Source organism: Desulfatiferula olefinivorans (assembly GCF_054657895.1).
Genome location: NZ_BAAHXV010000004.1, coordinates 140,313 through 161,657 on the forward strand (window position 1 = coordinate 140,313; position 21,345 = coordinate 161,657).

Sequence of the window (21,345 nt, forward strand, 5' to 3'; positions counted from 1 at the left end):
CATCCTACCAAATCCCGCAGGGCCGAGTCAAACCCAAGTTGCTTTTCCTGAATTTTTCACCGGGTTTGGCGTCAGGTCGCCGGAGTGAATCGGCCTTGTTTTGGTGTGGGGCAGGGAATTTTTTTTGAATTACGTCTATACTTGTTTAGAAAAATAATCTATAAATAGAGCAAGATACATCAGGTTGTAATCCTGTGCCCCGTTTGTCCATTCCACAGCGGGCGGCTGAAGGGCCGCCATACGGGAGGTTTCATGCGAATGCGCATCGCCCTGGTTATACTGATACTGGTCGCCGCTCTGTTCATGGGCTCTTGCGGAAAAGAAACCTTCTCAGGCGTGCTCGAAGGGTCCGCCGGTCTCAAGGATCATTCGGTTATGACCTATTCCCTCACGGTGGAGTTCAATGACGTCAAGGGCCGCGATGAATTTAACGAAAAGAAGGAAAAAATCGGTCATGCCCTGAGGTTGATTCTGATGCAGCGGAACCGGGACCAGATCGACAGCCGGATGCGGTTGATGTCGGTGGTCAACAAGGTGTTTGGCTCCCTGATGAGCGAGCCGGTCAAACGGGTGACCGTCGAATCGATACGCGTTGAACCATAGACTTTTTAAGAGCCCCTGATTCCGGGGGCGATTGGGGTAATATCCTGGCCAATTGGGGGGATCGGTTCATGGACAGATTTTTGTAAATTCGGTAAAATTGTTTTGTTTTAAACGGTTTGATTGTATCAATTCATAACGATTCAAAGGAGTTTGGCCATGCAGCATCCTATGCAGAGCGATGACCAGCTTGAAAAACGGCAGAGCAAGCGAAAGACCTGCCGGTATCTCCCCGTGGATTTTGTGTTCGATCAACGTCTTCAGCGCGGCGTTATCGCCGATATCAGTCGGGGCGGCGCGCGTATCGAAAATACCCTGAGCCTGCCGGCGGGCGGGACGACCACCATGACCTTCATGGAAAACCATGACAAGGGCCCCGTCAAAACCACCTGCCGGGTGGTCCGCGCCTGTGATGACGGATTCGCCGTAGAGTTTGACGCCCTGACGTCCTTTCAGGCCGATGCCATCGCAACCTTTGTCGACGAATCCTGACGGCTTCGTCAAATGTCCGATATCTGTGTTACCCGTCTCCCCGGTCTCTGCGGCGTACCCTAATTGCGCCTCATTCCTCGGGATGCGCAAGCCTTGATTTCGAACATTTTATAAAACAGTCTCAAATTTGACGTTTTACACGATCGTCATCAATAATCCCCTCTGAATTTTTCCTTGTCTTTTCGGATCTTTTTCTTGTTGTGCTTCCAGGAAAGTTTGTCCTGTCTGGCTTTGGCGGGGTTTCCGCCCAGATCGGGAAAGAAGCTTCCAGGGGTGGGAATCTGACGTTTCTCACCGCCCCGGGCTTTTTTCGGCCGGTCGCCGTCGTCATCGGCGGTGGCCGGCGGGGGGCCTGACAGGCAGCCTTCGGGAATGCTTCGGGCCAGATAGATCCCTTCCCCCGCGAAGAAAAAAACCACGCCCAGCTCTTCGGCCCGGCCGGTGTGAACCGTTAGGATCACCGGGCGGGCGTCTTTTCTCTTCCCCAGCCGTTCGGCCAGGTCCCGGTCCGCGGCCAGCACCACGTAGGGTTGCCCCTCATAGGGCAGAAGACCCTTTTGCATCACATGCCCGTGGGCGCGGCTCCTTATGCCGATAAACAGAAGTTTGGGGGCCTGGCCTTCGCAGGAGGGCAGGGTCAGCCTGTCCCGGTCCACGGCCCGGATCAGGTCATCCTGAATGTCCGCCGCAGGCTGTTTGACGGTCAGCGGCAGTTCAAGGAGGCTGCCTGTGGTCACATGGCGGAAGCCCTCTTCCTCCCGGACGGCCTTGAGGAGATCCTTGATTTTGACAAATCCGTTTTCATCGGGAACAAGCCCGAATTCATAGGGGTTTCGACCCAGTACATACGCGAGAAAGGTGTTAAGTTTTTCCCGTGACCGTGAGATATCCATGGCCGCCTTTTCGATCCGATGGTAAAAGAAAATGTTTTTGATTTTGCATTTTAAATGCTAAACCAACGGTTGGTTTAACTATCAATCGGAAAATGAGGAAATTGTCAATACAATTTCAGGATGAAAGGAACCCGGTATGACCACTGAAACCTCAGACCATCTATTCAAAGACGCCTTGGACGTCATTGTCGGAGGGGTGAACTCCCCGGTCCGGGCCTGCCGATCCGTGGGCACTCAGCCCCTGTTTATCGACCGGGCCGAGGGATCGACCCTGGTCGACGCCGACGGCAACCGCTATATCGACTATGTGGGCTCCTGGGGCCCCATGATCCTCGGGCACGCCGACCCCGGCATCACCCGGGCCCTTTCCGATGCCCTTGTCCGGGGCACCAGTTACGGCGCCCCCACCGAGCGGGAAATCGAACTGGCCCGGATGATCATCGACATGGTTCCCGCAGTGGAACTGGTCCGCATGGTCAACTCGGGTACCGAGGCCACCATGAGCGCCATCCGCCTTGCCCGGGCCTTCACGGGCCGGGATATGGTCATCAAGTTCGACGGCTGCTATCACGGCCATGCCGACAGCTTTCTGGTCGAGGCCGGCTCCGGCGTGGCCACCCTGGGTATCGCCGGCAGCCCCGGTGTCCCGGCGGACCTGATCCGCCACACCCTTTCGATTCCGTACAACGACGCCGAAAACGTCCGCGCCGTCATGACCGAGCTGGGGAGCCGCGTGGCCTGCATCATCGTGGAGCCGGTGGTGGGCAACATGGGGCTGATTCCCCCGGTGCCGGGATTCCTGGAAACCCTTCGGGAAGAAACGGACAAACACGGCAGCCTGCTGATTTTCGACGAGGTGATGACGGGCTTCCGCGTGGCGCCCGGCGGGGCTCAGGAACGATACGGCATCATGCCCGATTTGACCACTCTGGGCAAGGTCATCGGCGGTGGGCTCCCCGTGGGAGCCTATGGCGGCCGGCGGGATATCATGGAGATGATCGCCCCCAGCGGTCCGGTGTACCAGGCCGGCACCCTGTCGGGCAATCCCCTGGCCATGACGGCGGGCATCGAAACCCTTAAACGCCTAAAAGCCAAGGACTTTTACCCCTCTCTTTTTCAGAAAGCCGAGACCCTGACACGGGGCCTGAACGAGATTCTCGACCGTCTTGGCATCGCCGGGCGGGCATCCTGCGTGGGGTCCATGATGGGGCTTTTCTTCACGGATCGTGAGGTGAAAAATGCACAGGATGCGAAAACCTCGGACCTGAACCTGTTTTCCGCCTACTACCGGGGCATGCTGGCCAAGGGCGTGTACCTGGCCCCCTCCCAGTTCGAGGCCGGCTTCATGTCCGCCGCCCACAGCGACGAGGACATCCGGCAGACCCTTGCGGCTGCGGAGGAGGTCCTTGTCGGTCTTGTTAAATGATCGGCGGAGCGTTATGGATCTGACCCACAACATCATACCGGAGACGGTCGGCAGCGTCCACCTGATCGCCGTGTGCGGCACGGCCATGGGGGCGCTGGCCTCCATGCTCAAGGAGGCGGGGTACCGGGTGACCGGCTCGGACCAGACGGTCTACCCGCCCATGAGTGACTTTTTGAGGAGAAGGGGCATCGAGATCCGGGAAGGGTTCGGCCCCCATAACCTGTCACCCCGGCCGGATCTGGTGGTGGTGGGCAACGCCGTCAGCCGGGACAATCCCGAGGTCAGGGCCATGGTCGAGGCCGGGCTGCCGTTTTGTTCCATGCCCCAGGCCCTCAATCATTTTTTCGGCCGGGGACGAAAAACCCTGGTGGTGGCCGGAACCCACGGAAAAACCACCACCTCGTCGCTATTGGCCTGGGTGCTTCATTATGCGGGCCTGGACCCCACCTTCATGATCGGCGGGATTCTTAAAAATTTCGACAGCAATTACCGCATCGGCCGGGGCGATTACCTGGTGCTCGAAGGCGATGAGTACGACACGGCCTTTTTCGACAAGGGGGCCAAGTTTTTTCATTATGTTCCGGATTATTCGGTGCTGACCAGTGTGGAATTCGATCATGCGGACATCTTCAGGGATCTTCCCCATGTGATCTCCGTGTTCGGGCAATTTGTGGCCATGCACCGGCCCGGAAGCGTGCTCGTGGCCTGTGACGCCGACGCCCGCATCGACGGTCTGGCAGGCTCCTGCCCCGGCCGGGTCGAACGCTACGGTACAAACGAGGGCTCGCCCTGGCGGCCGGCCAACGTGGTCCACACGCCGCCGTTCATCCGTTTCGATGTGTTCAGGCATGGCGTTTTCTTCGGCTCCTTCAAAAGCCCTCTGCCCGGCATGCACAACCTTCTGAACTGTCTGGCGGTCATCGCCGTGGCCGATCATCTTTCCATTCTTCCGGCAACCATCGCCGAGGCCCTCGAACGGTTTGAGGGCGTCAAACGTCGTCAGGAAATCCGGGGCGTTAAGCGCGGAATCACCGTGATAGACGATTTCGCCCATCATCCCACGGCGGTGCGGGAAACCATCCGGGCCCTCAAACCCTTTTATCCGGACGGACGCCTGATCGCGGTCTTCGAGCCCCGGACCAACTCCAGCATGCGAAACGTGTTTCAGGATGACTATCCCAACGCATTCGACGGAGCCGATCTGGTCTGCATACGAAAACCGCCCCTTTTGTCCAAGATCCCCGAAGAGCTCCGGTTCTCATCGGAGAAACTGGTCGTCGACCTGCGCGCGTCCGGCATCGATGCCCATTATTTCGAAGACACCGAGGGGATCATCGCCTTTGTGACCGCTGCGGCACGACCCGGTGACGCGGTGTTGATCATGTCCAACGGGGGATTTGACAACATCCATTCACGGCTGCTCGATGCGCTCTGATATCGGATGGTTCCAAGGATAGTGCGGCCATGGCGTTTATGAAATTCTCACAGATCAGTCAGGCGGTGATCGAAACCGTTTTGGGCGCCTGGGACCGACTGTCCGGCCGAAGGGCCCGCAAGGACATGGCCATTGGCGCCGTGCTCAGGAAACGGGGAGTGATCACCGAATTTCAGCTGAACACCGCCCTGTCCGTCCAGAAGAGACGACTGAGTGAGCAGGGGGTGGCAATTCCTCTGGGTCGGATCATCGTGGAGCTGGGGTATGCCGACGAAACGTCGCTGGTGCGGGCCATCAATGCCCATTACCGTCTGTCCATCGGATCCCTTTCCGACAATCTCAAGGGGCTGGCCGGACGGGTCCGGGGAGGCCTGGCAGAGGAGATCGGCCCCATCAGGCGTCCGATCTGGTTCCAGCTGGCCCTGGTCATGACCCTGGGCCTTTTGTTTTTCAACGGGATTCTGGCCTCGGTGATTTTCAAACGACAGCGCGACCGTCTGTACAACCAGACCATCGATATGGGCATGGTCAGCCTGAATTTTTTCGGCAGTAACGCCGGTGTGCCTCTTCTTGAAGAAAACATCCTGGCCCTCAACACCCTCCTGAAAAACGCCGAAGGGGTCGACGGCCATCTGTACGCCTTTATCATCAACAACGACGATATCATCATGGCTCACACGGACCAGAGCCGGATCGGAACACGCTTCGAGCCGTTTCCCTCGGTGGATGCGGTGTTCGAGAAGGGGATGGTCACCTATTTTACCTATGACCTGGACGAGCATCACCACGTGATGAACATGAGCCTGCCCATTTTGTTTAAAGACAAGGAACTGGGCCGGGTCCATGTGGGCTTGTCTCTGGATTTCATCAACCGCCAGTATGACAACGAAAAAATCTTTCTGGCCGTCTGTACCCTGACCATCGTGTTTGCCGGGCTGATCGTGGCGGTGATCTTCGGGCTTCGGTTTTCACGGCCCATCTCCCGTCTGGTCCGGGCCACCGATGAAATCGCCCGGGGGAATTACGACTATCGGGTCCGTCTGAACCGTCGCGACGAACTGGGCGCCCTGGGCGCGGCCTTCAACCGGATGGGGGCCGAGCTCTCCCGTCAGGCCGTGATGAAGGAATCTTTCGGCAAATATGTCGGCGCCGAGGTGCTGGACCTGATCATGGACAATCCCGAGACCACCTGGCTCAAGGGCCGGAAGAACGACGCCTCCATTTTGTTTGCGGACATCAGGGGGTTCACCGCCTATTCGGAGACCCGGGATCCGGAAGATCTGGTCGAAGAGCTCAACGCCTATTTTGAGATCGCAACCCGGGTGATCATGGCCCACGGGGGGTATATCGACAAATTCATCGGTGATGCGGTGCTGGGCGTTTTCGGAGTGCCCGTCTACCGGAAGAATCATCCCGAACGGTGTATCCGTGCGGCCCTTGTCATGCAGGAGGAACTCGAACGCGCTTCCCGGAACGGCAATCCTCTGCTTTGCCGGGTGGGGATCGGTATCCGCTCGGGCGTGGTGGTGGCCGGCAACATCGGATCCCAGGCAAAAATGGAGTATACAGTGATCGGTGACAGTGTTAATATCGCGTCCAGACTTAACGGCTTCGCCATGCCCGGGGATATCATCGTGGATGAGAGCGTCCGTGACCGCCTGGGCGCAAGACTGAAAACCGTTCCCCTTGCCCCCCAAAAGATCAAGGGCCGGGCGGAGCTTGTACGGATCTTCAAAGTGACGGGCCTTTCCGACCCGTGACCGGAATGTGACCATGACGATAAAGACGGCCATCGGGTATCTTGTTTTTCCGGCGCTCCTGATGCTGTGGGGCTGTCACGCGGGGCCCGTATCGTATAGCGCCCGGGATTACGTGGTGGTCACGGCTGAAACCTCGGACACCCTGGAAAGCCTGGCCGAAACCTACCTGAACGACGCACGTCAGGCCTGGGTCATCGGTGATTTCAATCGCATCGATACCCTTCGGCCCGGCCTTCGCGTCATCATCCCCCTGACGCCGTTCAACCTTGGGGGACTGACCCCCGACGGATACCAGCTGGTGCCCATTCTGGCCTACGAACGGCTTCCCGACGGTTCCACCGCCCCGGACGGCACGAATGATCTTGATTTTGAAGGCCAGATGGCCCGTCTGAGTACCGGGCATTACCATGTGATCGAATTGTCCCGCTTTCTGGCATTCATGAACTATGACAGCCAAATCCCCACGCGGTCGGTGGTGATCACCATTGATGACAACCGTCGCGGTCCGGTTCTGGCGGCCTTGTCCGTGTTGAAGAAATTCGGCTACCGGGCCACCCTGTTTGTGGATACAGCCCGGCTGGGCCTTCCGGGCATGCTGACGCGGGAGGATCTTGTCGGGTTCAGGGAAAACGGGATCGATGTCCAGTGCCGCAGCGGATGGGAGATCGATGAAAGCATCGAGAACGGGCGGGTGACCCTCGAGGCGTATTTCGAACGTATCCGGGCGGACATTCCAAAGGCCCGGCAGACGCTGGAGGCTATCACCTCCCTGCCCTGCACCGTGTATGCCTGCCCCCCGGCCGGGGCCAATAACATTCTGGTCGAGTTTCTCAAACAATCGGGCTTCACGGCGGCCCTGGAGACCAACGGCCGGGCCAATCCGTTTTACATCGAACCCTACCATATCGGCAGGACGCGGGTGCCGTCACCGTGCTCGTCCGATGATTTTGAACGCATGCTGACGGTTTTCAGGACGATGAAGGTAAAATGACGCACAGGGCATGGTATACGGCGCTTCTGATCCTGATCACCGGGATTGGATGTGCCCTGAAAGACGGTGCGGTTCCGCCCATGATAGACGCAAAACCTGCGCCGCCTCTCATTCTTTACCAGCTCAAGGCCATGGACTACGAGCGGCAGGGCGACCATCAGCAGGCCCTGATTCATTATAAAATTGCCGAAGCCCTGATGACCGAACGCATTCTGGCCGCCACCGCCGCCGTGGGCAACCACGCCGAACACCACTTCCAGAAAGGACGGGCGCTCTTGGCTGAAAATCAGGACGCCGCCGCGGCCGAGGAATTCCTGAAGGCCCTGATTTTCGACGCCGGCCGGATCGATGCCCTTGAACAATTGAGAAAAACGACCGGCCCCCGGCGCACCCTGACATATACGGTCAAACAGAGGGATACCTTTGCCGCCATTGCCGGAGAGGTATACAAGAACCCGAACCTGGCCGACCTGGTCGCCTTTTTTTTCGGCCCGGATCGGGACAGGGACCTGACGCCGGGTGAGGTGTTGACCCTTCCTGTGGCGGAACTGTCGTTTACCCGTCGGTTTTTCAATTTTACACGGGACATCGCCCTGGCGAGAAAACGGTTCAAGCAAAAAGATTACGAACAGGTGCTGCCCCTGGCCGAGGCCATTCTCCGCCACCGTCCCGGCAATGACGAGGCGCTGTTTCTGATCAATTCGTCGTGTGACGCCCTGGCGGAGCAACTGGTCCGTGAACGGCGGTATCAGGAAGCCCTTGCCGTGCTCCGGAGGATCGACCCCCGTTTCCGAAACGTGAAGACGCGAATCAAGGAGATCGAAACGCTTCAGGCGAATGTGTTTGCCGCGGATACCGAAAACAAAAACGCGGCTCACTACCGAAAGGGCCGCGATCTGTTCAAGCAAGGCCGGCACCTCGAGGCCCTCGCGGCTTTTCAATCCGTCGATCCCGCCTATGCCGACGTCCAGGAACGGATTGCCGAGATCAGGGATCTTGTGAAACAGCGGGCTGAGATTCACTACAGAAACGGGGTTAAATGCTTCCTGAACGAAAACCTGGAAGGGGCCATCGCCGAATGGAAACAGGCGCTGGCGCTGGACCCTGAAAATGTCCAGGTTCGCAAGGACATGGATAACGCCCTTGAGTTGCTCAGAAAAATCAATGAACTTCAGTGAAAAAAACATGGGGGGCTTGCCATGAACCACTTGAATGATCATTGTCTATGGTGATATATTGCACAAAACACTACGTGACACGGACGGTCTCAGGAACAGGGTGCGGATTTTGACCCCAAAACGTCCCCGGTCACAGGTCATACACTCGTTTGATAAGGAAAAATAATGAGCAGACTTGAATGGAACGACGCCCTGAACATCGATGTCAGCGAAATCGACGAAAAGATGAAGGCGCTTTTTGAAGGCATCAACCGTTATCTGGATTATGAAACCAAACGGAAAAAGGAAGAGGACTACGATGAAATCGGTGAGGTGCTTGCCGATGTGTCCGAAGCCATAAGGCAGCATTTCACCAACGAGGAGCGGATTCTGACCCAGTACCGGTATCCCGAATTTGCCGGTCATAAGAAGGAACACCGACGCTTCGTCAAGAAAGTGCTGGCCTTCCGTCGGGTCTATTCCGAAGAGCCCGACAAGATTTATCGGGATTCGGCCAAATACATGCGTGAATGGCTGCTTCGGCATATCCGGGAAGACGATATGCGCTACGCCCCCTTTATCCGTGTCCAGAAATACCTGAACGATCACAGCGCCCACAACCGGCGCGGCCGCTAATCCGTCCCAGGGGCCCTTAAGGGGGCCCCTTTCACGTGCCCCCCTATGGTTACCCGATCAGGTTGTTAAGCAGTGCGGTCACTTCCGGGCAGCTTTCTTCAATGGCGAAAAGCCGGTCCCGATCGAAGATGTTCGAAACGGTGGGCTTGTCCAGCCCCAGATCCGATTCCCGGTCCACGCTTTCAAGAATAACGGCCATGGCATAGCAGGAGATGTATTCAAACATCAGATCCTCGGGGATGTCGAAGGGCTGGTCCGACGGCTGGTAACCGCTTTGCTCCTGGGCGATTTCCACGATCGAGGAGAGCATCATCATGGAATTGGCATCGCTCAGCACCTGGTCCTCGTCGATCTCGCCGCCCGCCGTCACGGCGATGGTCAGGAAGTTCTTTGCGGCCACATAGATCAAATCCAGCCACGTCTGGTCAAGGTTCTGCGGCAGCACTGCGTCGGCGCCCTTTGAAATCACATCGTCGATAAACTGGTTGAGCATGGTTTCGCCTTCCTTTTCGTTTTTGGAGTGTGCGAATCACGGCCGACGCTATCCGGCGGCCATGGCGCGGGGTACCCCCTCGGGCATCGTCACATGCCTTCTCTCATACACGATATCGGGGGGCTTGGGTATGATTTTCATGATGAAACCCTTCGGCGTTCCTGTGAAAAAGCTTGACAAGGGGCGTCATAGGCCTTTATTGTTCAAGTTAACTTTAACTTTATGCAATGGAGCGTCATGGGCAACGACACGGAACACTACACCATTTCGGAGCTGGCCGCCATGCTGGAGATCAGCCCGTCGACCATCCGGTTTTACGAAGACAAGAAACTGATCCATCCCGCCCGGTCGTCGGGCAATCAACGGATTTACAGCCGCAAGGACAGGGCGCGTCTCAAACTGATTCTCCGGGGCAAGCGCTTCGGGTTTTCCCTGGACGAAATCGCGGAGATCATCGGTTTCTGGGACGTGGAAGTCAATGAAATCAGCCAGATCGAGAAAAGTCTCAGCTACACGGACAAACGGATCGAGGAGGTCCGCTTGCGCCGGAATGAGCTGGATCTGCTCGAAGAGGACATGCTGGCCATGAAACACCATCTGCTCGATCGGCTCGAAGAGCTGAAGAGCCAAACCGGGGACACCGAACAGGAGGAGGGGTGATGTACGATTTTTTATTATCGGACGAGACGCTTAAAATCAGGGACGAGGCCCGGGATCTGGTCAAATCCGTGCCCCGGCAGATGCTGCTCGACATGGATCAGGATAAGATTCAGTTTCCCAAGGAATTTCTTCAGGAAGCCGGACGGCGTAACCTGATGGGTTGCCGTTATCCGGTCGAATGGGGCGGCCGGGGGCTGGACTGGGTCAGCACCGCCGTGGTGATGGAGGAGATCGGGGTCCTGGGTTACATCGTGGCCTGTGTGTTCGGCGTGGGGGCGGAACTGGTCTGTGACGCCATCATTCTCCACGGCACCGACGCCCAGAAGGAAAAATACGTCAAACCCCTGCTCAAGGGGGAAATTTTCGCCGCCGAATGCCTGACCGAACCCCGGGGCGGGTCTGATTTCTTCGGCACCGGCACCCTGGCCGAGGACAAGGGCGACCATTTTCTGGTGAATGGCCAGAAACGCTTCATCGTGGGCGGAGAGGGGGCCGACTATTTTCTGGTTTACGCCAAGACCGATCCCGACGCCAAGCCCCACAAGGCCCTGACCTGCCTGATCATCGACAAGGGGCCCGGGGTCCATGTGGAGTATCTTTACGGCCTGATGGGCTCCCGGGGGGGCGGGGCCGCCCGGATCGTGTTCAAAAACGCCAGGGTGCCCAAGGAAAACGTGGTGGGCCAGGTCAACAACGCCTATGCCGTGTTCAACACCATGATGATCCCCGAACGTCTGGGCACTGCGGCCATGACCATCGGCGCGGCCCGTCCGGCTCTGGATGTCGCCACGGGGTACACCACCCGGCGCAAGGCCTTCGGCAAAACCATCAACCAGTTCCAGGGCGTCAGTTTCCAGGTGGCCGAAGCGGCCATGCTGCTCGACGCCTCCCGAAGCATGATCTACACCACCGCCCGGGCCGTGGATGCGGGCATCGACCCCAACACCGTCCGGCGACTGGTGTCCGAATCCAAGAAATTCGTCACCGAAGCCTGCCAGAAGGTGGCCCACAACGCCATGCAGGTCATGGGCGGCATCGGTTACACCACGGTCTATCCCGTGGAACGGATTTTCCGGGATCTTCGGCTGGCCTCCATCTGGACCGGCAGCAACGAGGTGATGTCCATGATCATCGCCAGCGAATGGTACCGGGAATACCTGGAGCAGAAAAAACAAAACCTCGTCCGAGATTGTGAAAACGACGCTGCCGAAGCCTTTGCTCCGGACGAAAAAATCTACGAATAAAGCAGAACCTCAGGCTCATCCCCGCTGGGTAACGGTATCCCGGGACGGGGATGGGCAAACCCCTCACCGTTCGTTTGCACGTTCCAACGATCCGCCCATGTCTTTCCCTGTCTGACCAAGGAACAGGTTGACAAACGACGCACTAGTCCATTAATATGATCCCGCTTTTTCGGGGAATGGCCTGTTTTTTGGGCTGATTTTTTTGTTGATTGCAACCGTCGTGATCGGTCAGGGGGCAGTGTGAAAATTTCCGGTTTTTCATTTGTGAAAAACGCCGTCAAACTATACTATCCGGTCGAAGAATCCATCCGCTCCATTCTGCCGATCTGCGACGAATTCATCATCGCCGTGGGCCGCGGTGAAGACAACACCCGCGAGGTCATCGAAGCCATCGGCGATCCGAAAATCCGGATCATCGATACCGAGTGGAACAGCGTGGATGTTCTAAAAAAATTGATTCTGGCCCAGCAGACCAATGTGGCGCTTGCCGAATGTACCGGCGACTGGTGTTTTTATGTCCAGGCCGACGAAGTCGTGCATGAGGATGATCTGCCGAAGATCCAAAAGCGCTGTGAGCGGCACCTCGATGACCCCCGGATCGAAGGCCTCCTGTTCGATTATCTGCATTTCTGGGGAGACTACCATCATTATCAAAAAAGCCACGGCTGGTATCCGCGGGAAATCCGGATTGTGAGAAACAACATCGGCGTAACATCCGTTCGAGATGCCCAGTCCTTTCGATTGGGCGATGGAAAAAAACTGACCGTGGCGCCTGCGGATGCACGAATATTTCATTATGGCTGTGTCCGGCCGCCTTACCTGATGCAAAACAAGCAAAAATCATTTCGATCCATATACGATGGGAAACAGGCGGCTGAAAAACAATTTGAAAAACAGTCCAATGAATTCGATTATGGTGAAATGAAGGTCCTTCCCCGTTACAACCGGTCACACCCTGCGGTCATGAGGGAGAGAATTGAGGCGTTTAACTGGGGGGAGAAATTAAGAGACGAATATCGGCAAGGCGAACGCCGTCAGCTCCTGCGTAAACCGCATAAACATGAACGATTGAAAAACCGGGTTCTAACATCCATTGAACAGTCAACCGGCCTTGATTTTAATCACAAAAATTGGAAAAGATTGTTGAATCGTTAGTATTCAACTGGTTGTATTAAACATCGATTGGAATAATCATGGATGAACGTGTTGATTGGTCGACGATGACCGGAAAGACCGGTTTTTTTGTCTTTCTGGTGTTTGGGTTCAGTTTGTTTTTTTCAAAAGGATCCATGAATATCTGCCTGGGTGTTTTGATGCTGCTTTCGCTGGTTGAGCTGGTTTGGTTTAAACGATACAAATCTTTTTTCAACAATCCCTATGTCATTGCGTTTCTGGCTCCTTTGGCCATCGGCTTTGTCCTGAGTTTTTTTTCGACGGCAGGGATCAAGGGGCCTGTGTTTTTTCTTTCGCGTTATCGTTTTTTCTTTTTGATCGTTCCCTTTTCATTGTTTGTCACGGAACGAAAACATCTGAACCGGCTTTTTTTCATCATCGTTCTTTCGGGGTGTCTATCTCTGGTCTACGGTTTTGTGAATGGCTATATCATTCATTCGGATATCTCATTCAAGGGGAAGCACATCATAGGCAGAAGCTCAGACCTTCTTGCCTGCTTGAGCATGCTGGTGACGGTTGTTGTGTTTCAGTCAAACCGATCGGAACTGAAAGAAAAAAAATATCTGACCCTTTTGATGGTTGCTACGCTCGTTCTGGCCACATCGGCCCTGATGTTTATCGGTCAGCGCGGTGCGATGCTGGGTCTTTTTATCGGCTGGATGGTCTACGGCGTGTTCTTCAACCGGAAGTTTCTTGTGCTTATTGCCGGGTTGTTATGTGCGGGTTTTCTGATAGCAGAACCCAATGATTATGTCATGATTCGGATCAAGTCCATTCTGGATGAGAACCAAAAAGGCAACGCCATCAGGCTTGATCTGTATAACAGTGCCGTTCCTTATCTTGTGACCCGGCATTTTTTTTCAGGAACCGGTTCCAAAAACGATGGTCAGGACTATCTCGACTTTTTTGAAAAACAGGATCCGGCCTTTCAGGAAGATAATGCCAGGGCTTTGAAACACCCAGGGAATTTTCATAACAGTTATATGCAGATGGCGGCAGAAGGGGGGATTCTGTTTTTTATCAGTTTTCTTGCCGGTATGATTTATATTCATCACGCCATGATAACGGGCTTGAAAAACACGGAGCTACGGCTTCAATGCATGGCGGGTCTGGTGACCTCGGCCGGGGCCGCCGTGATCTTTTTTTTCCATGGCGAATTCTATCGCTATGGCGGGATTATTTATTATCTGACATTGATTTCAAGCGTTTGGGGCTATCGGGAAGGATTTCCCTGTCGTTGTGGGGGAGGCTCTGATGGGCGATAACGATTTTTCTGTTCTTCACGTCGATACGGAAAAAAACTGGAGGGGGGGGCAGCAGCAGGCGGCGTATCTGTTCGAGCGTATGCATGCCGTGGGCATGAACACGGCGATGGTCTGCAAAAAAGGGTCTTCCTTCGAAACCTATTGCAACAAACACAACCTGCCCTGCCATGCCATACCCATGTACGGTGAATTTGACATTACTGCGGGGTATAAAATTGCCGCTTTATGTCGTGAAAAGGGATTTCGGATTCTCCATCTCCATTCCTCCCATGCCTTGGCGTTGGGCTTGTGGGCCAAACTCTTCAATCGAAGCCTTCGGCTGGTTGCCGTCAGGCGGGTCGATTTTCATATTAAAAAGAATTTTTTGAGCCGCTTCAAATATTCAACTGCACTGCTTGATGTCATTGTCTGTATTTCTGAGGGCATAAAAAAGGTGCTTCTCGAAGACGGTCTCCCGGAAGAAAAGCTGGTGACGATTCATAGCGGAGTTGACATCACAAAGTTTCAATTTGCCCCGCTTTCCGGAAATATCAAAAAGGAAATGGGCATCCCCGACGATCACCGTGTGGTCGGAACGATTGCCGCCCTTTCGAACCATAAAGATTACCCGAATTTGCTTCACGCCGCCAGAAGACTTGTCGACCGCAATGATCATGTGACATTCTGCGCATTAGGGACAGGACCTGAAGAAAATAGTATTCACCGGTTGGCAGACGACCTTAAACTGGGGTCCCGGTTTATTTTTGCGGGCTTTCGAAACAATGTCGGGGATTTTTTGAATATCTTCGATGTGTTTGTCCTTGCGTCCTATGAAGAGGGTCTTGGGACGTCCATCCTGGATGCCCAGGCCGTGGGATTGCCTGTGGTGGCCTGCCGGTCAGGAGGGATCCCCGAGGTTGTCGCCGACGGGATTAACGGTATTCTGGTGCCCCCGCGTGATCCTGATGCATTGGCCGCGGCCATCGAAACACTGCTGAATGATCCGGACAAGCGAGCGTTATTCGGTCGCAGGGCAAAGCAAGATGTTGAAGCTTTTTCCATCGATCATACGGTTGAAAAGAATCTGCTGTTGTACAAAAGGCTTGAAGGGTTCCGTCAATGAAATTCTTGTTGATGACGAACGATTTCTACCCCAATAATATCGGAGGGATGACGCATTATTACACCGGTATTGCAGGCGGGTTCCCGAACGGGTCCCTGACGGTCCTGACGGTTCAGGCAGACAGGCCCTTTGAGGGCGATCAGAAAAACCAGTGCGTCGTTCGTGTGCCTGTCACAGGAAAACAAAGCGGTTCTTTTTTTTCAAAAAAGAAAATCAGAAACGAAGCCTTCCGGATCATCAGGGAAAACAAGATCGACGTTGTTTTATGCGGTAATGTCCGGCCCTATGGTGATATCGCTTTTGATCTTCATAAAAAAACAGGACTGCCCTATTATATTTTCTTCCATGGGAATGATCTGCTCAGAATCCTTAACCGGATGAAACGATTTTTTTTCAAACGGATTACTTATGGGAACATGCTTCGACACGCCGAAGGCTTTATTGCAAACAGCCGGTATGTGATGGATCTCATTCCGGAGCAATTTAAAAACGACAAATCGCTTATCGTGGCCAATCCCGGAGTCGATCAGAGTTTTGAACGTTTAACCCCTAAGCCGCCGTTTTCAAGCCCCGGCCCCAAACGTTTGCTTACCGTTGGAAGACTGACGCACCGTAAGGGCATTCAAACGGTTATCAAGGCACTTCCCCGCATCAGACAGGATTTTCCCGATGTGATGTACGATGTTGTCGGCCCCGGTGACCAAGCCTATTTTCGAAAAATCGTAGATGAATACGATGTCTCAGACCGTGTGACGTTTCATGGGTTCACATCCTATGAGGGTGTCAAGGACTGTTTGAAAACATGTGATGTTTTTATCATGGTATCCTATGAGTCGACCAAAAAATCCGACGTCGAAGGGTTTGGCATCGTTTTCCTGGAAGCCAATGCCTTTGGAAAACCGGTGGTCGGTTCACGGACCGGCGGCATCGAAGACGCCGTGATCCACCATCAAACGGGCCTTTTGGTCGAAGATCCGTTTTCCGAAAAAGAAGTGGCTGACAGCATTTTATGGTTGTTCAGGAATCCGGAAAAAGCGGTTGCCATGGGCCAAGCCGGATATGATCGGGTGAACGAGGCGTTTCGGTACGATGTGATCGTGTCACACATGACCGAACGCATAAAAAAAGATCTTGAATCACCCCGCTGACGAAACTTCTGAACACCTATGCCGATCCCAGCAGACGGATGACCTTCTCCAGATCCTCCGGTCGGTCCACGCCCACGGTGCGGTGGGGGGTAAGGATGATGCGGATGGGGATGTTGTTTTCCAGAAGGCGGAGTTGCTCGAGTTTTTCGATGTCTTCCAGGGTTCCTTTGTTAAATCCCACAAATTGTGTGAGGGCGTCCATGCGAAAGGCGTACAGGCCGATGTGACCGTAATAGTCGGGCGTTTGTCCGTCCCGGTCATAGGGGATGGGGGATCGTGAAAAATATAGGGCGGTCATGGTGTTTGAAAACACCACCTTGACCTGGTCCGGGTTTGCGGCCTCTTTCGCGCTGATGCGGACGGCGGGGGTGACGACCCGGACCGTGGGATCGGCAAAGGGGGCGAGAAGCTCGGAGAGGATCGAGGGGTCAAGGGCCGGTTCGTCGCCCTGGATGTTGACCACCACGGCATCCTCGGGCACGTCGAGCAGCCGGGCGGCCTCGAGAACCCGGTCGGTGCCGCTGGGATGATCGCTCCGGGTCATCACGACCGGGAGGCCAAGAGCCTGGGCTGCCGCCTCGATACGTGCGTCGTCGGTGGCCACCGCCAGCGTGTCAAAACAGCCCGATTCCATGGCCCGCTGATAAACGTGCCAGATCATGGGCCGCCCCAGGATATCGGCCAGGGGTTTTCCGGGAAAGCGGGTGGAGGCAAAACGGGCCGGGATAATGCCGTAGCAATTACGGGGCAGGTTCATGTGGGTTATCCTTTGAAATGAGCCAGAATCCTCGCGCAGGTCTGGCGGGTTCCGCCCTTTCGGGTGTCAAGATAATCGGAGGCACGCTGTCGGATGCGGTCCCGGGGAACGGCGTTCCGGATCTGAATCAGAAGCCGCTCAGCCGCCTTTTTTCCCGTGGGTTCCAGAATCAGAAGCCCCTTGTCAACGATGGCCTCGCCAACCCAGGCAAAATTCTCCCAGTGGGGACCGCACACGGGAACCAGTCCGCTTTGCAAGACTTCCAGAAAATTCTGCCCGCCCAGGGGCGCCAGGCTGCCGCCCACAAAGGCGGCCTGGGCCAGGGCATAGGCCGAGGCCAATTCCCCGAACCGGTCCCAGACGATCACCTGGCCGGCATCGGTTTTACCATCGAGGTCCGATCGACGGCGAAACCGGATGTCAAGGGCCGTCAGCCTGCGCGTCCAGGCGTCGACCCGGTGCATGTGGCGGGGAAACAAAAGAACCAGCACCTGCGGTTCCTGCCGGATCAGGGTCCGGATCAGGTCGACCACGGCCTCTTCCTCCTCCTCGCGAATCGACCCGAGCACCACCCGGGGGCGATCATCAGGAAACAGTCCTGCGAGAGGATTCACCTCCGTGACGGTGCTGTCTGACGCAACCCGGTCGAACTTGATATTGGGAACGACCCGGACCGGTGTGTTAGGAAACAGACTTTCGAACCGCCGGGCATCGTCATCGGACATGGCGCAGACCTCGTCGGGAGCCAGGGCCTGCCAGAGGCCGGGAAACAGGAGGTACCGTTTGAGGCTGCGATCGGTCAGTCGCCCATTGACGATCAGGATGGGGCACCCCTTGTTTTTCAGGGCCTTCAGCATGCCGGGCCACATTTCCAGTTCCACCAGCACCATCAGCCGGGGCCGGATCTGGTCCACGGCGTTTTCCATGATGTCGGGCCGGTCAAAGGGCGTGAACGACACGTCGATGTCAAGTGCCGGGCGAATTTTTCTGAGGGCTTGCCGCGCCTGTTTGAGGATATCAAACCCCTGGCGGGTGGCGGTGGTCAGCCGGATCCGGATGGGCATCGCAACATCCAGTGCGGCCAGGATGTCGGCGGTCAGATAGGCTTCTCCGGCCGAGGCGGACTGGATCCAGATGTCGGCGGGACCGTGGCCGTTTCCGGTCAGAAGCCGCTGGTCGATGCCGTCGGCCAGTCGGGGCCTTCGCCTGAGGAAGGGCAGGGCGAGAGTCCAGGCCAGGCGGTACACGAAGAACAAAAGGGTCATGGCGATCGATTCCCGCATACCTGCCTTTATCATGACAATGTCTGTCAGGACAGGTGGCGTTCCTGTCCGTGTGTGATCGATATATATTCTTGATCATCCAATGATCAAGGCCCGAGGGATCTTAAAAAAATCGGGAATCCGTGTCAATTGCAAATCTTAAATTGCATGGCCTGCCGGACTCTGATATAGAAGGCCATGTTTTTTTACTAAACAACTATTTAATATTTAAAAGGAAACCAAATTATGGCGATCAATCCGGAGCTTCTGGATATCCTGGCCTGCCCCAAATGCAAACAGCCGGTAACCCTCACCAAGGAGGGGGACGGTCTGGTTTGTACGCGGTGCAAGCTGGTCTACGAGATTCGCGACGATATCCCCATCATGCTGATCGATGAAGCCAAACCTTTGAAAGAATAGCGCATCGTATTATGAGTGTCCCAAAGACACCGGATCCGGCCAAGCTGGTCATCGGTCTGTACACCGGGGACAGGGAGCTGTTTCCCCTTCTGGCCCGGCGCCTGTCGGACCGGTTCGGCACAGCGGACGCCGTCAGTGCCTGGATGCCGTTCGATGAGACGGACTATTACGAACGGGAAATGGGGTCACCCCTGTTTCGACGCATGATGTCTTTTGACACCCTGATCAACCAGGATGATCTGGCCTCGATCAAGCGTGAAACCAACGCCCTGGAAACGGAGTTCGCACAGGAGGGACGGCGTCGGGTGAATCTTGATCCGGGTTATCTGCTGCTGTCCCGGTTCGTGCTGGCCACGGGTAAGGACTTCGCCCACCGGATCAGCATTGGCCAGGGGATTTACGCGGATTTGACCCTTCTTTTCAGGAACGGGGCCTTCGAAACCCTGCCCTGGACCTATCCGGACTATGCGGGTCAGGCCATGCGGACCTGGCTCCACCGTGTGCGGGATGTGTATCTTCAAAATCTCAAAAAAATGGAACCAATGCGATGATTAAAAGCATGACCGCCTTTGCCAAGTCCGAAGTGACCGAAGGCGCCCTGACCGTTTCGGTGGAAATCCGCACCGTCAACAGCCGTTACCTGGATTGCGTGATCCGTGTTCCCCACGGCTACCAGGGTATGGAAGACAAGATCAAGGAATGGATCGGCAGAACGCTTTCCCGGGGCCGGGTGGAACTCCGCTTGTTTGTCGGCGACGCCTCGGGCGACAGTGTGGCCTACGAGGTGAACCTGCCCAAGGCCCGGGCCTATTACCGGGCCCTTGACACGCTGAAGGGCGATCTGGGGCTGTCCGGCGACATCGCCCTCGCCCAGATTACCGGCGTTCAGGGGCTGATCACCGCCGCCGACGTGGCCGTGGACATGGAGTACCAGGCCGCTGTGATCGAACGATGCGTGAATCAGGCCCTGTCGGACCTTGATGCCATGCGGACCGCGGAAGGCGATTACCTGAAAAAGGATTTTGGTGCGCGGCTTGAATTTATCGAGGGGACCATCGACACGATCCGCCGGGATGCGTCGGATCTCGTGGCCGTCTATCAAAAACGTCTGCTCGAGAGAATCAAGGCCCTGTGCGAGGGCATCAGCGAGGTGGATCAGGGCCGCATCGCCCAGGAAGCCGCCCTTCTGGCGGATCGGAGCGATATTTCCGAAGAGCTGGTCCGGGCCGCAAGCCACGTGATGCAGTTTCGGGCCATCATGGATTCTGAAGAGGCCGCCGGACGCAAACTCAATTTTCTTCTTCAGGAATTCAACCGGGAATTCAACACCATGGGATCCAAGGTGGGGCAGGCTCAGGTGGCCCATCTGATCGTGGATGTTAAATCGGAGCTGGAACGCCTGAGAGAACAGGTTCAGAACATCGAATAACGGCCAGGGGCCGCCTCTTGACGAACGACGCATGGGAGACGTCTGACGCGGTACGACCGCGGTTTTCCCTATAAACACTGTCAGCCCGCCGGTTTTAAGGCCGGGCCAGGAGAAAGGCATGGAACAGGCATTATTGAACATCGGTTTCGGAAGCAGCGTGGTCGCCGACCGTGTGGTGGCCATCGTCTCACCGAATTCAGCACCGATGAAGCGTCTCAAGGACGACGCCAAGGACGAGAAACGGCTGGTGGACGCCACCCATGGCCGACGCACCCGGTCGATCATTGTGCTGGACAGCAACCATATTGTGTTGTCGGCCATCCAGTCCGAAACCGTCTCTCAGCGTTTTGCGGCCCTGCGGGACGGCGGGGGCAAAGGCGAATCCAAGGGCGAGACCAAAGGAGAGGCCAAGGGGGAATGATGCAGACCAATCCGTCTGAAACCGGCCATCTTTTCGTGATTTCCGCACCTTCGGGCACGGGCAAGACCACCTTGTGCCGTCTGCTGCTCGATGCCTTTGACACCATCGGCTATTCGGTCTCCCACACCACCCGCTCCCCCAGGCCGGGGGAGGTGGACGGAAGGGATTATTTTTTTGTCTCGACCGAGGTTTTCGAAACCATGATCCGGGACAATGCCCTGATCGAATGGGCCAGGGTCCACGGCAATTATTACGGTACCTCCTCGGCCTTCGTAAGGCAGTGTCTGGAATCGGGCCGGGATATTCTTCTGGACATCGATGTGAAGGGCGCGGCCAGTATCCGGGAACAGTATCCCGACGCCGTGACGATTTTCATCATGCCGCCGTCCATGGAAGCCCTTCGCGAGCGGTTGAACCGTCGGGCCACCGACAGTCCCGAGGTGATCGAAACACGGATCACGAACGCGGAGGAGGAAATCCGTCACAGGGACCTTTACCGTCACGTGATCGTCAACGATGATCTGGACAGGGCAAAGGACGAGCTGTTTGCTCTGATCCGCTCGTATCGGGACCGATGAAAG

23 protein-coding genes are annotated in these 21,345 nt (G+C 55.9%); 19 read left to right on the top strand and 4 right to left on the bottom strand.

Features of this window, described 5'->3' with window-relative positions; translation table 11 throughout:
• Window positions 1-252: 252 nt before the first annotated feature.
• Window positions 253-603: a hypothetical protein gene (locus ACYQ11_RS04875; RefSeq protein WP_459922627.1), complete on the top strand. Its 351-nt coding sequence runs from the start codon at window positions 253-255 to the stop codon at window positions 601-603.
• A gap of 156 nt (window positions 604-759) precedes the next feature.
• On the top strand, window positions 760-1,092 hold the full coding sequence (locus ACYQ11_RS04880; protein WP_459922628.1) for a PilZ domain-containing protein: 333 nt from the start codon (window positions 760-762) through the stop codon (window positions 1,090-1,092).
• Between the two features lie 149 nt (window positions 1,093-1,241).
• Here the strand turns inward: ACYQ11_RS04880 and ACYQ11_RS04885 are convergent, their stop codons facing one another.
• Complete coding sequence (locus ACYQ11_RS04885; protein ID WP_459922629.1) at window positions 1,242-1,985, bottom strand: RNA 2'-phosphotransferase; 744 nt, start codon at window positions 1,983-1,985, stop codon at window positions 1,242-1,244.
• A 136-nt stretch (window positions 1,986-2,121) separates the two neighbouring features.
• On the opposite strand from ACYQ11_RS04885, the gene hemL reads away from it, so the two are divergent.
• The 6 genes from hemL to ACYQ11_RS04915 all read left to right on the top strand — a co-directional run bounded on the left by hemL (window position 2,122) and on the right by ACYQ11_RS04915 (window position 9,390).
• Window positions 2,122-3,411: a glutamate-1-semialdehyde 2,1-aminomutase gene (gene hemL, locus ACYQ11_RS04890; protein ID WP_459922630.1), complete on the top strand. Its 1,290-nt coding sequence runs from the start codon at window positions 2,122-2,124 to the stop codon at window positions 3,409-3,411.
• 13 nt (window positions 3,412-3,424) lie between these two features.
• A complete protein-coding gene (gene mpl, locus ACYQ11_RS04895) occupies window positions 3,425-4,846 on the top strand; it encodes a UDP-N-acetylmuramate:L-alanyl-gamma-D-glutamyl-meso-diaminopimelate ligase (protein WP_459922631.1) in 1,422 nt (473 codons plus the stop codon).
• 29 nt (window positions 4,847-4,875) lie between these two features.
• Window positions 4,876-6,606: an adenylate/guanylate cyclase domain-containing protein gene (locus ACYQ11_RS04900; protein ID WP_459922632.1), complete on the top strand. Its 1,731-nt coding sequence runs from the start codon at window positions 4,876-4,878 to the stop codon at window positions 6,604-6,606.
• Window positions 6,607-6,619: 13 nt separating this feature from the next.
• The gene (locus ACYQ11_RS04905) at window positions 6,620-7,597 is read left to right on the top strand and encodes a polysaccharide deacetylase family protein (RefSeq protein ID WP_459922633.1); all 978 of its coding nucleotides are present in this window, start codon (window positions 6,620-6,622) and stop codon (window positions 7,595-7,597) included.
• Complete coding sequence (locus ACYQ11_RS04910; RefSeq protein WP_459922634.1) at window positions 7,594-8,775, top strand: UDP-N-acetylglucosamine--peptide N-acetylglucosaminyltransferase SPINDLY family protein; 1,182 nt, start codon at window positions 7,594-7,596, stop codon at window positions 8,773-8,775. The genes ACYQ11_RS04905 and ACYQ11_RS04910 overlap by 4 nt, the downstream gene beginning before the upstream one ends.
• 165 nt (window positions 8,776-8,940) lie before the next feature.
• Window positions 8,941-9,390, top strand: coding sequence for a bacteriohemerythrin (locus tag ACYQ11_RS04915; protein WP_459922635.1), 450 nt, complete (start codon window positions 8,941-8,943; stop codon window positions 9,388-9,390).
• A 49-nt stretch (window positions 9,391-9,439) separates the two neighbouring features.
• Here ACYQ11_RS04915 and ACYQ11_RS04920 read toward each other — a convergent pair whose 3' ends face one another.
• A complete protein-coding gene (locus ACYQ11_RS04920; protein WP_459922636.1) occupies window positions 9,440-9,883 on the bottom strand; it encodes a hypothetical protein in 444 nt (147 codons plus the stop codon).
• A gap of 237 nt (window positions 9,884-10,120) precedes the next feature.
• On the opposite strand from ACYQ11_RS04920, the gene ACYQ11_RS04925 reads away from it, so the two are divergent.
• From ACYQ11_RS04925 to ACYQ11_RS04950, 6 genes are all read left to right on the top strand, one after another.
• The gene (locus ACYQ11_RS04925) at window positions 10,121-10,543 is read left to right on the top strand and encodes a MerR family transcriptional regulator (protein WP_459922637.1); all 423 of its coding nucleotides are present in this window, start codon (window positions 10,121-10,123) and stop codon (window positions 10,541-10,543) included.
• Window positions 10,543-11,787, top strand: a complete 1,245-nt coding sequence (locus ACYQ11_RS04930) for an acyl-CoA dehydrogenase family protein (protein ID WP_459922638.1) — start codon at window positions 10,543-10,545, stop codon at window positions 11,785-11,787. Before ACYQ11_RS04925 ends, ACYQ11_RS04930 begins: the two co-directional genes overlap by 1 nt.
• Window positions 11,788-12,051: 264 nt before the next feature.
• Complete coding sequence (locus ACYQ11_RS04935) at window positions 12,052-12,942, top strand: glycosyltransferase (protein WP_459922639.1); 891 nt, start codon at window positions 12,052-12,054, stop codon at window positions 12,940-12,942.
• Between the two features lie 434 nt (window positions 12,943-13,376).
• Entirely contained in the window at window positions 13,377-14,225 is an 849-nt protein-coding gene (locus ACYQ11_RS04940) for an O-antigen ligase family protein (RefSeq protein ID WP_459922640.1), read from the top strand.
• Complete coding sequence (locus ACYQ11_RS04945; protein ID WP_459922641.1) at window positions 14,215-15,327, top strand: glycosyltransferase; 1,113 nt, start codon at window positions 14,215-14,217, stop codon at window positions 15,325-15,327. Before ACYQ11_RS04940 ends, ACYQ11_RS04945 begins: the two co-directional genes overlap by 11 nt.
• Before the next feature lie 47 nt (window positions 15,328-15,374).
• Window positions 15,375-16,475, top strand: a complete 1,101-nt coding sequence (locus ACYQ11_RS04950; protein ID WP_459922642.1) for a glycosyltransferase family 4 protein — start codon at window positions 15,375-15,377, stop codon at window positions 16,473-16,475.
• Between the two features lie 16 nt (window positions 16,476-16,491).
• Here ACYQ11_RS04950 and kdsB read toward each other — a convergent pair whose 3' ends face one another.
• Window positions 16,492-17,232: a 3-deoxy-manno-octulosonate cytidylyltransferase gene (gene kdsB, locus ACYQ11_RS04955; RefSeq protein WP_459922643.1), complete on the bottom strand. Its 741-nt coding sequence runs from the start codon at window positions 17,230-17,232 to the stop codon at window positions 16,492-16,494.
• Between the two features lie 5 nt (window positions 17,233-17,237).
• The gene (locus tag ACYQ11_RS04960; protein WP_459922644.1) at window positions 17,238-18,515 is read right to left on the bottom strand and encodes a 3-deoxy-D-manno-octulosonic acid transferase; all 1,278 of its coding nucleotides are present in this window, start codon (window positions 18,513-18,515) and stop codon (window positions 17,238-17,240) included.
• A 225-nt stretch (window positions 18,516-18,740) separates the two neighbouring features.
• Between ACYQ11_RS04960 and ACYQ11_RS04965 the strand changes: the two genes are divergently transcribed.
• The 5 genes from ACYQ11_RS04965 to gmk all read left to right on the top strand — a co-directional run bounded on the left by ACYQ11_RS04965 (window position 18,741) and on the right by gmk (window position 21,342).
• Window positions 18,741-18,914 carry a Trm112 family protein gene (locus tag ACYQ11_RS04965; protein WP_459922645.1) on the top strand — a complete coding sequence of 58 codons (174 nt, stop codon included), beginning with the start codon at window positions 18,741-18,743 and terminating at the stop codon, window positions 18,912-18,914.
• Window positions 18,915-18,925: 11 nt separating this feature from the next.
• Complete coding sequence (locus tag ACYQ11_RS04970) at window positions 18,926-19,465, top strand: DUF4416 family protein (protein ID WP_459922646.1); 540 nt, start codon at window positions 18,926-18,928, stop codon at window positions 19,463-19,465.
• Window positions 19,462-20,343 (top strand): YicC/YloC family endoribonuclease, encoded by an 882-nt coding sequence (locus ACYQ11_RS04975; protein WP_459922647.1) that lies wholly within the window; start codon window positions 19,462-19,464, stop codon window positions 20,341-20,343. Before ACYQ11_RS04970 ends, ACYQ11_RS04975 begins: the two co-directional genes overlap by 4 nt.
• A gap of 118 nt (window positions 20,344-20,461) precedes the next feature.
• Complete coding sequence (locus ACYQ11_RS04980) at window positions 20,462-20,764, top strand: DUF370 domain-containing protein (protein WP_459922648.1); 303 nt, start codon at window positions 20,462-20,464, stop codon at window positions 20,762-20,764.
• Entirely contained in the window at window positions 20,761-21,342 is a 582-nt protein-coding gene (gmk, locus tag ACYQ11_RS04985) for a guanylate kinase (RefSeq protein WP_459922649.1), read from the top strand. Before ACYQ11_RS04980 ends, gmk begins: the two co-directional genes overlap by 4 nt.
• Window positions 21,343-21,345: the final 3 nt, after the last annotated feature.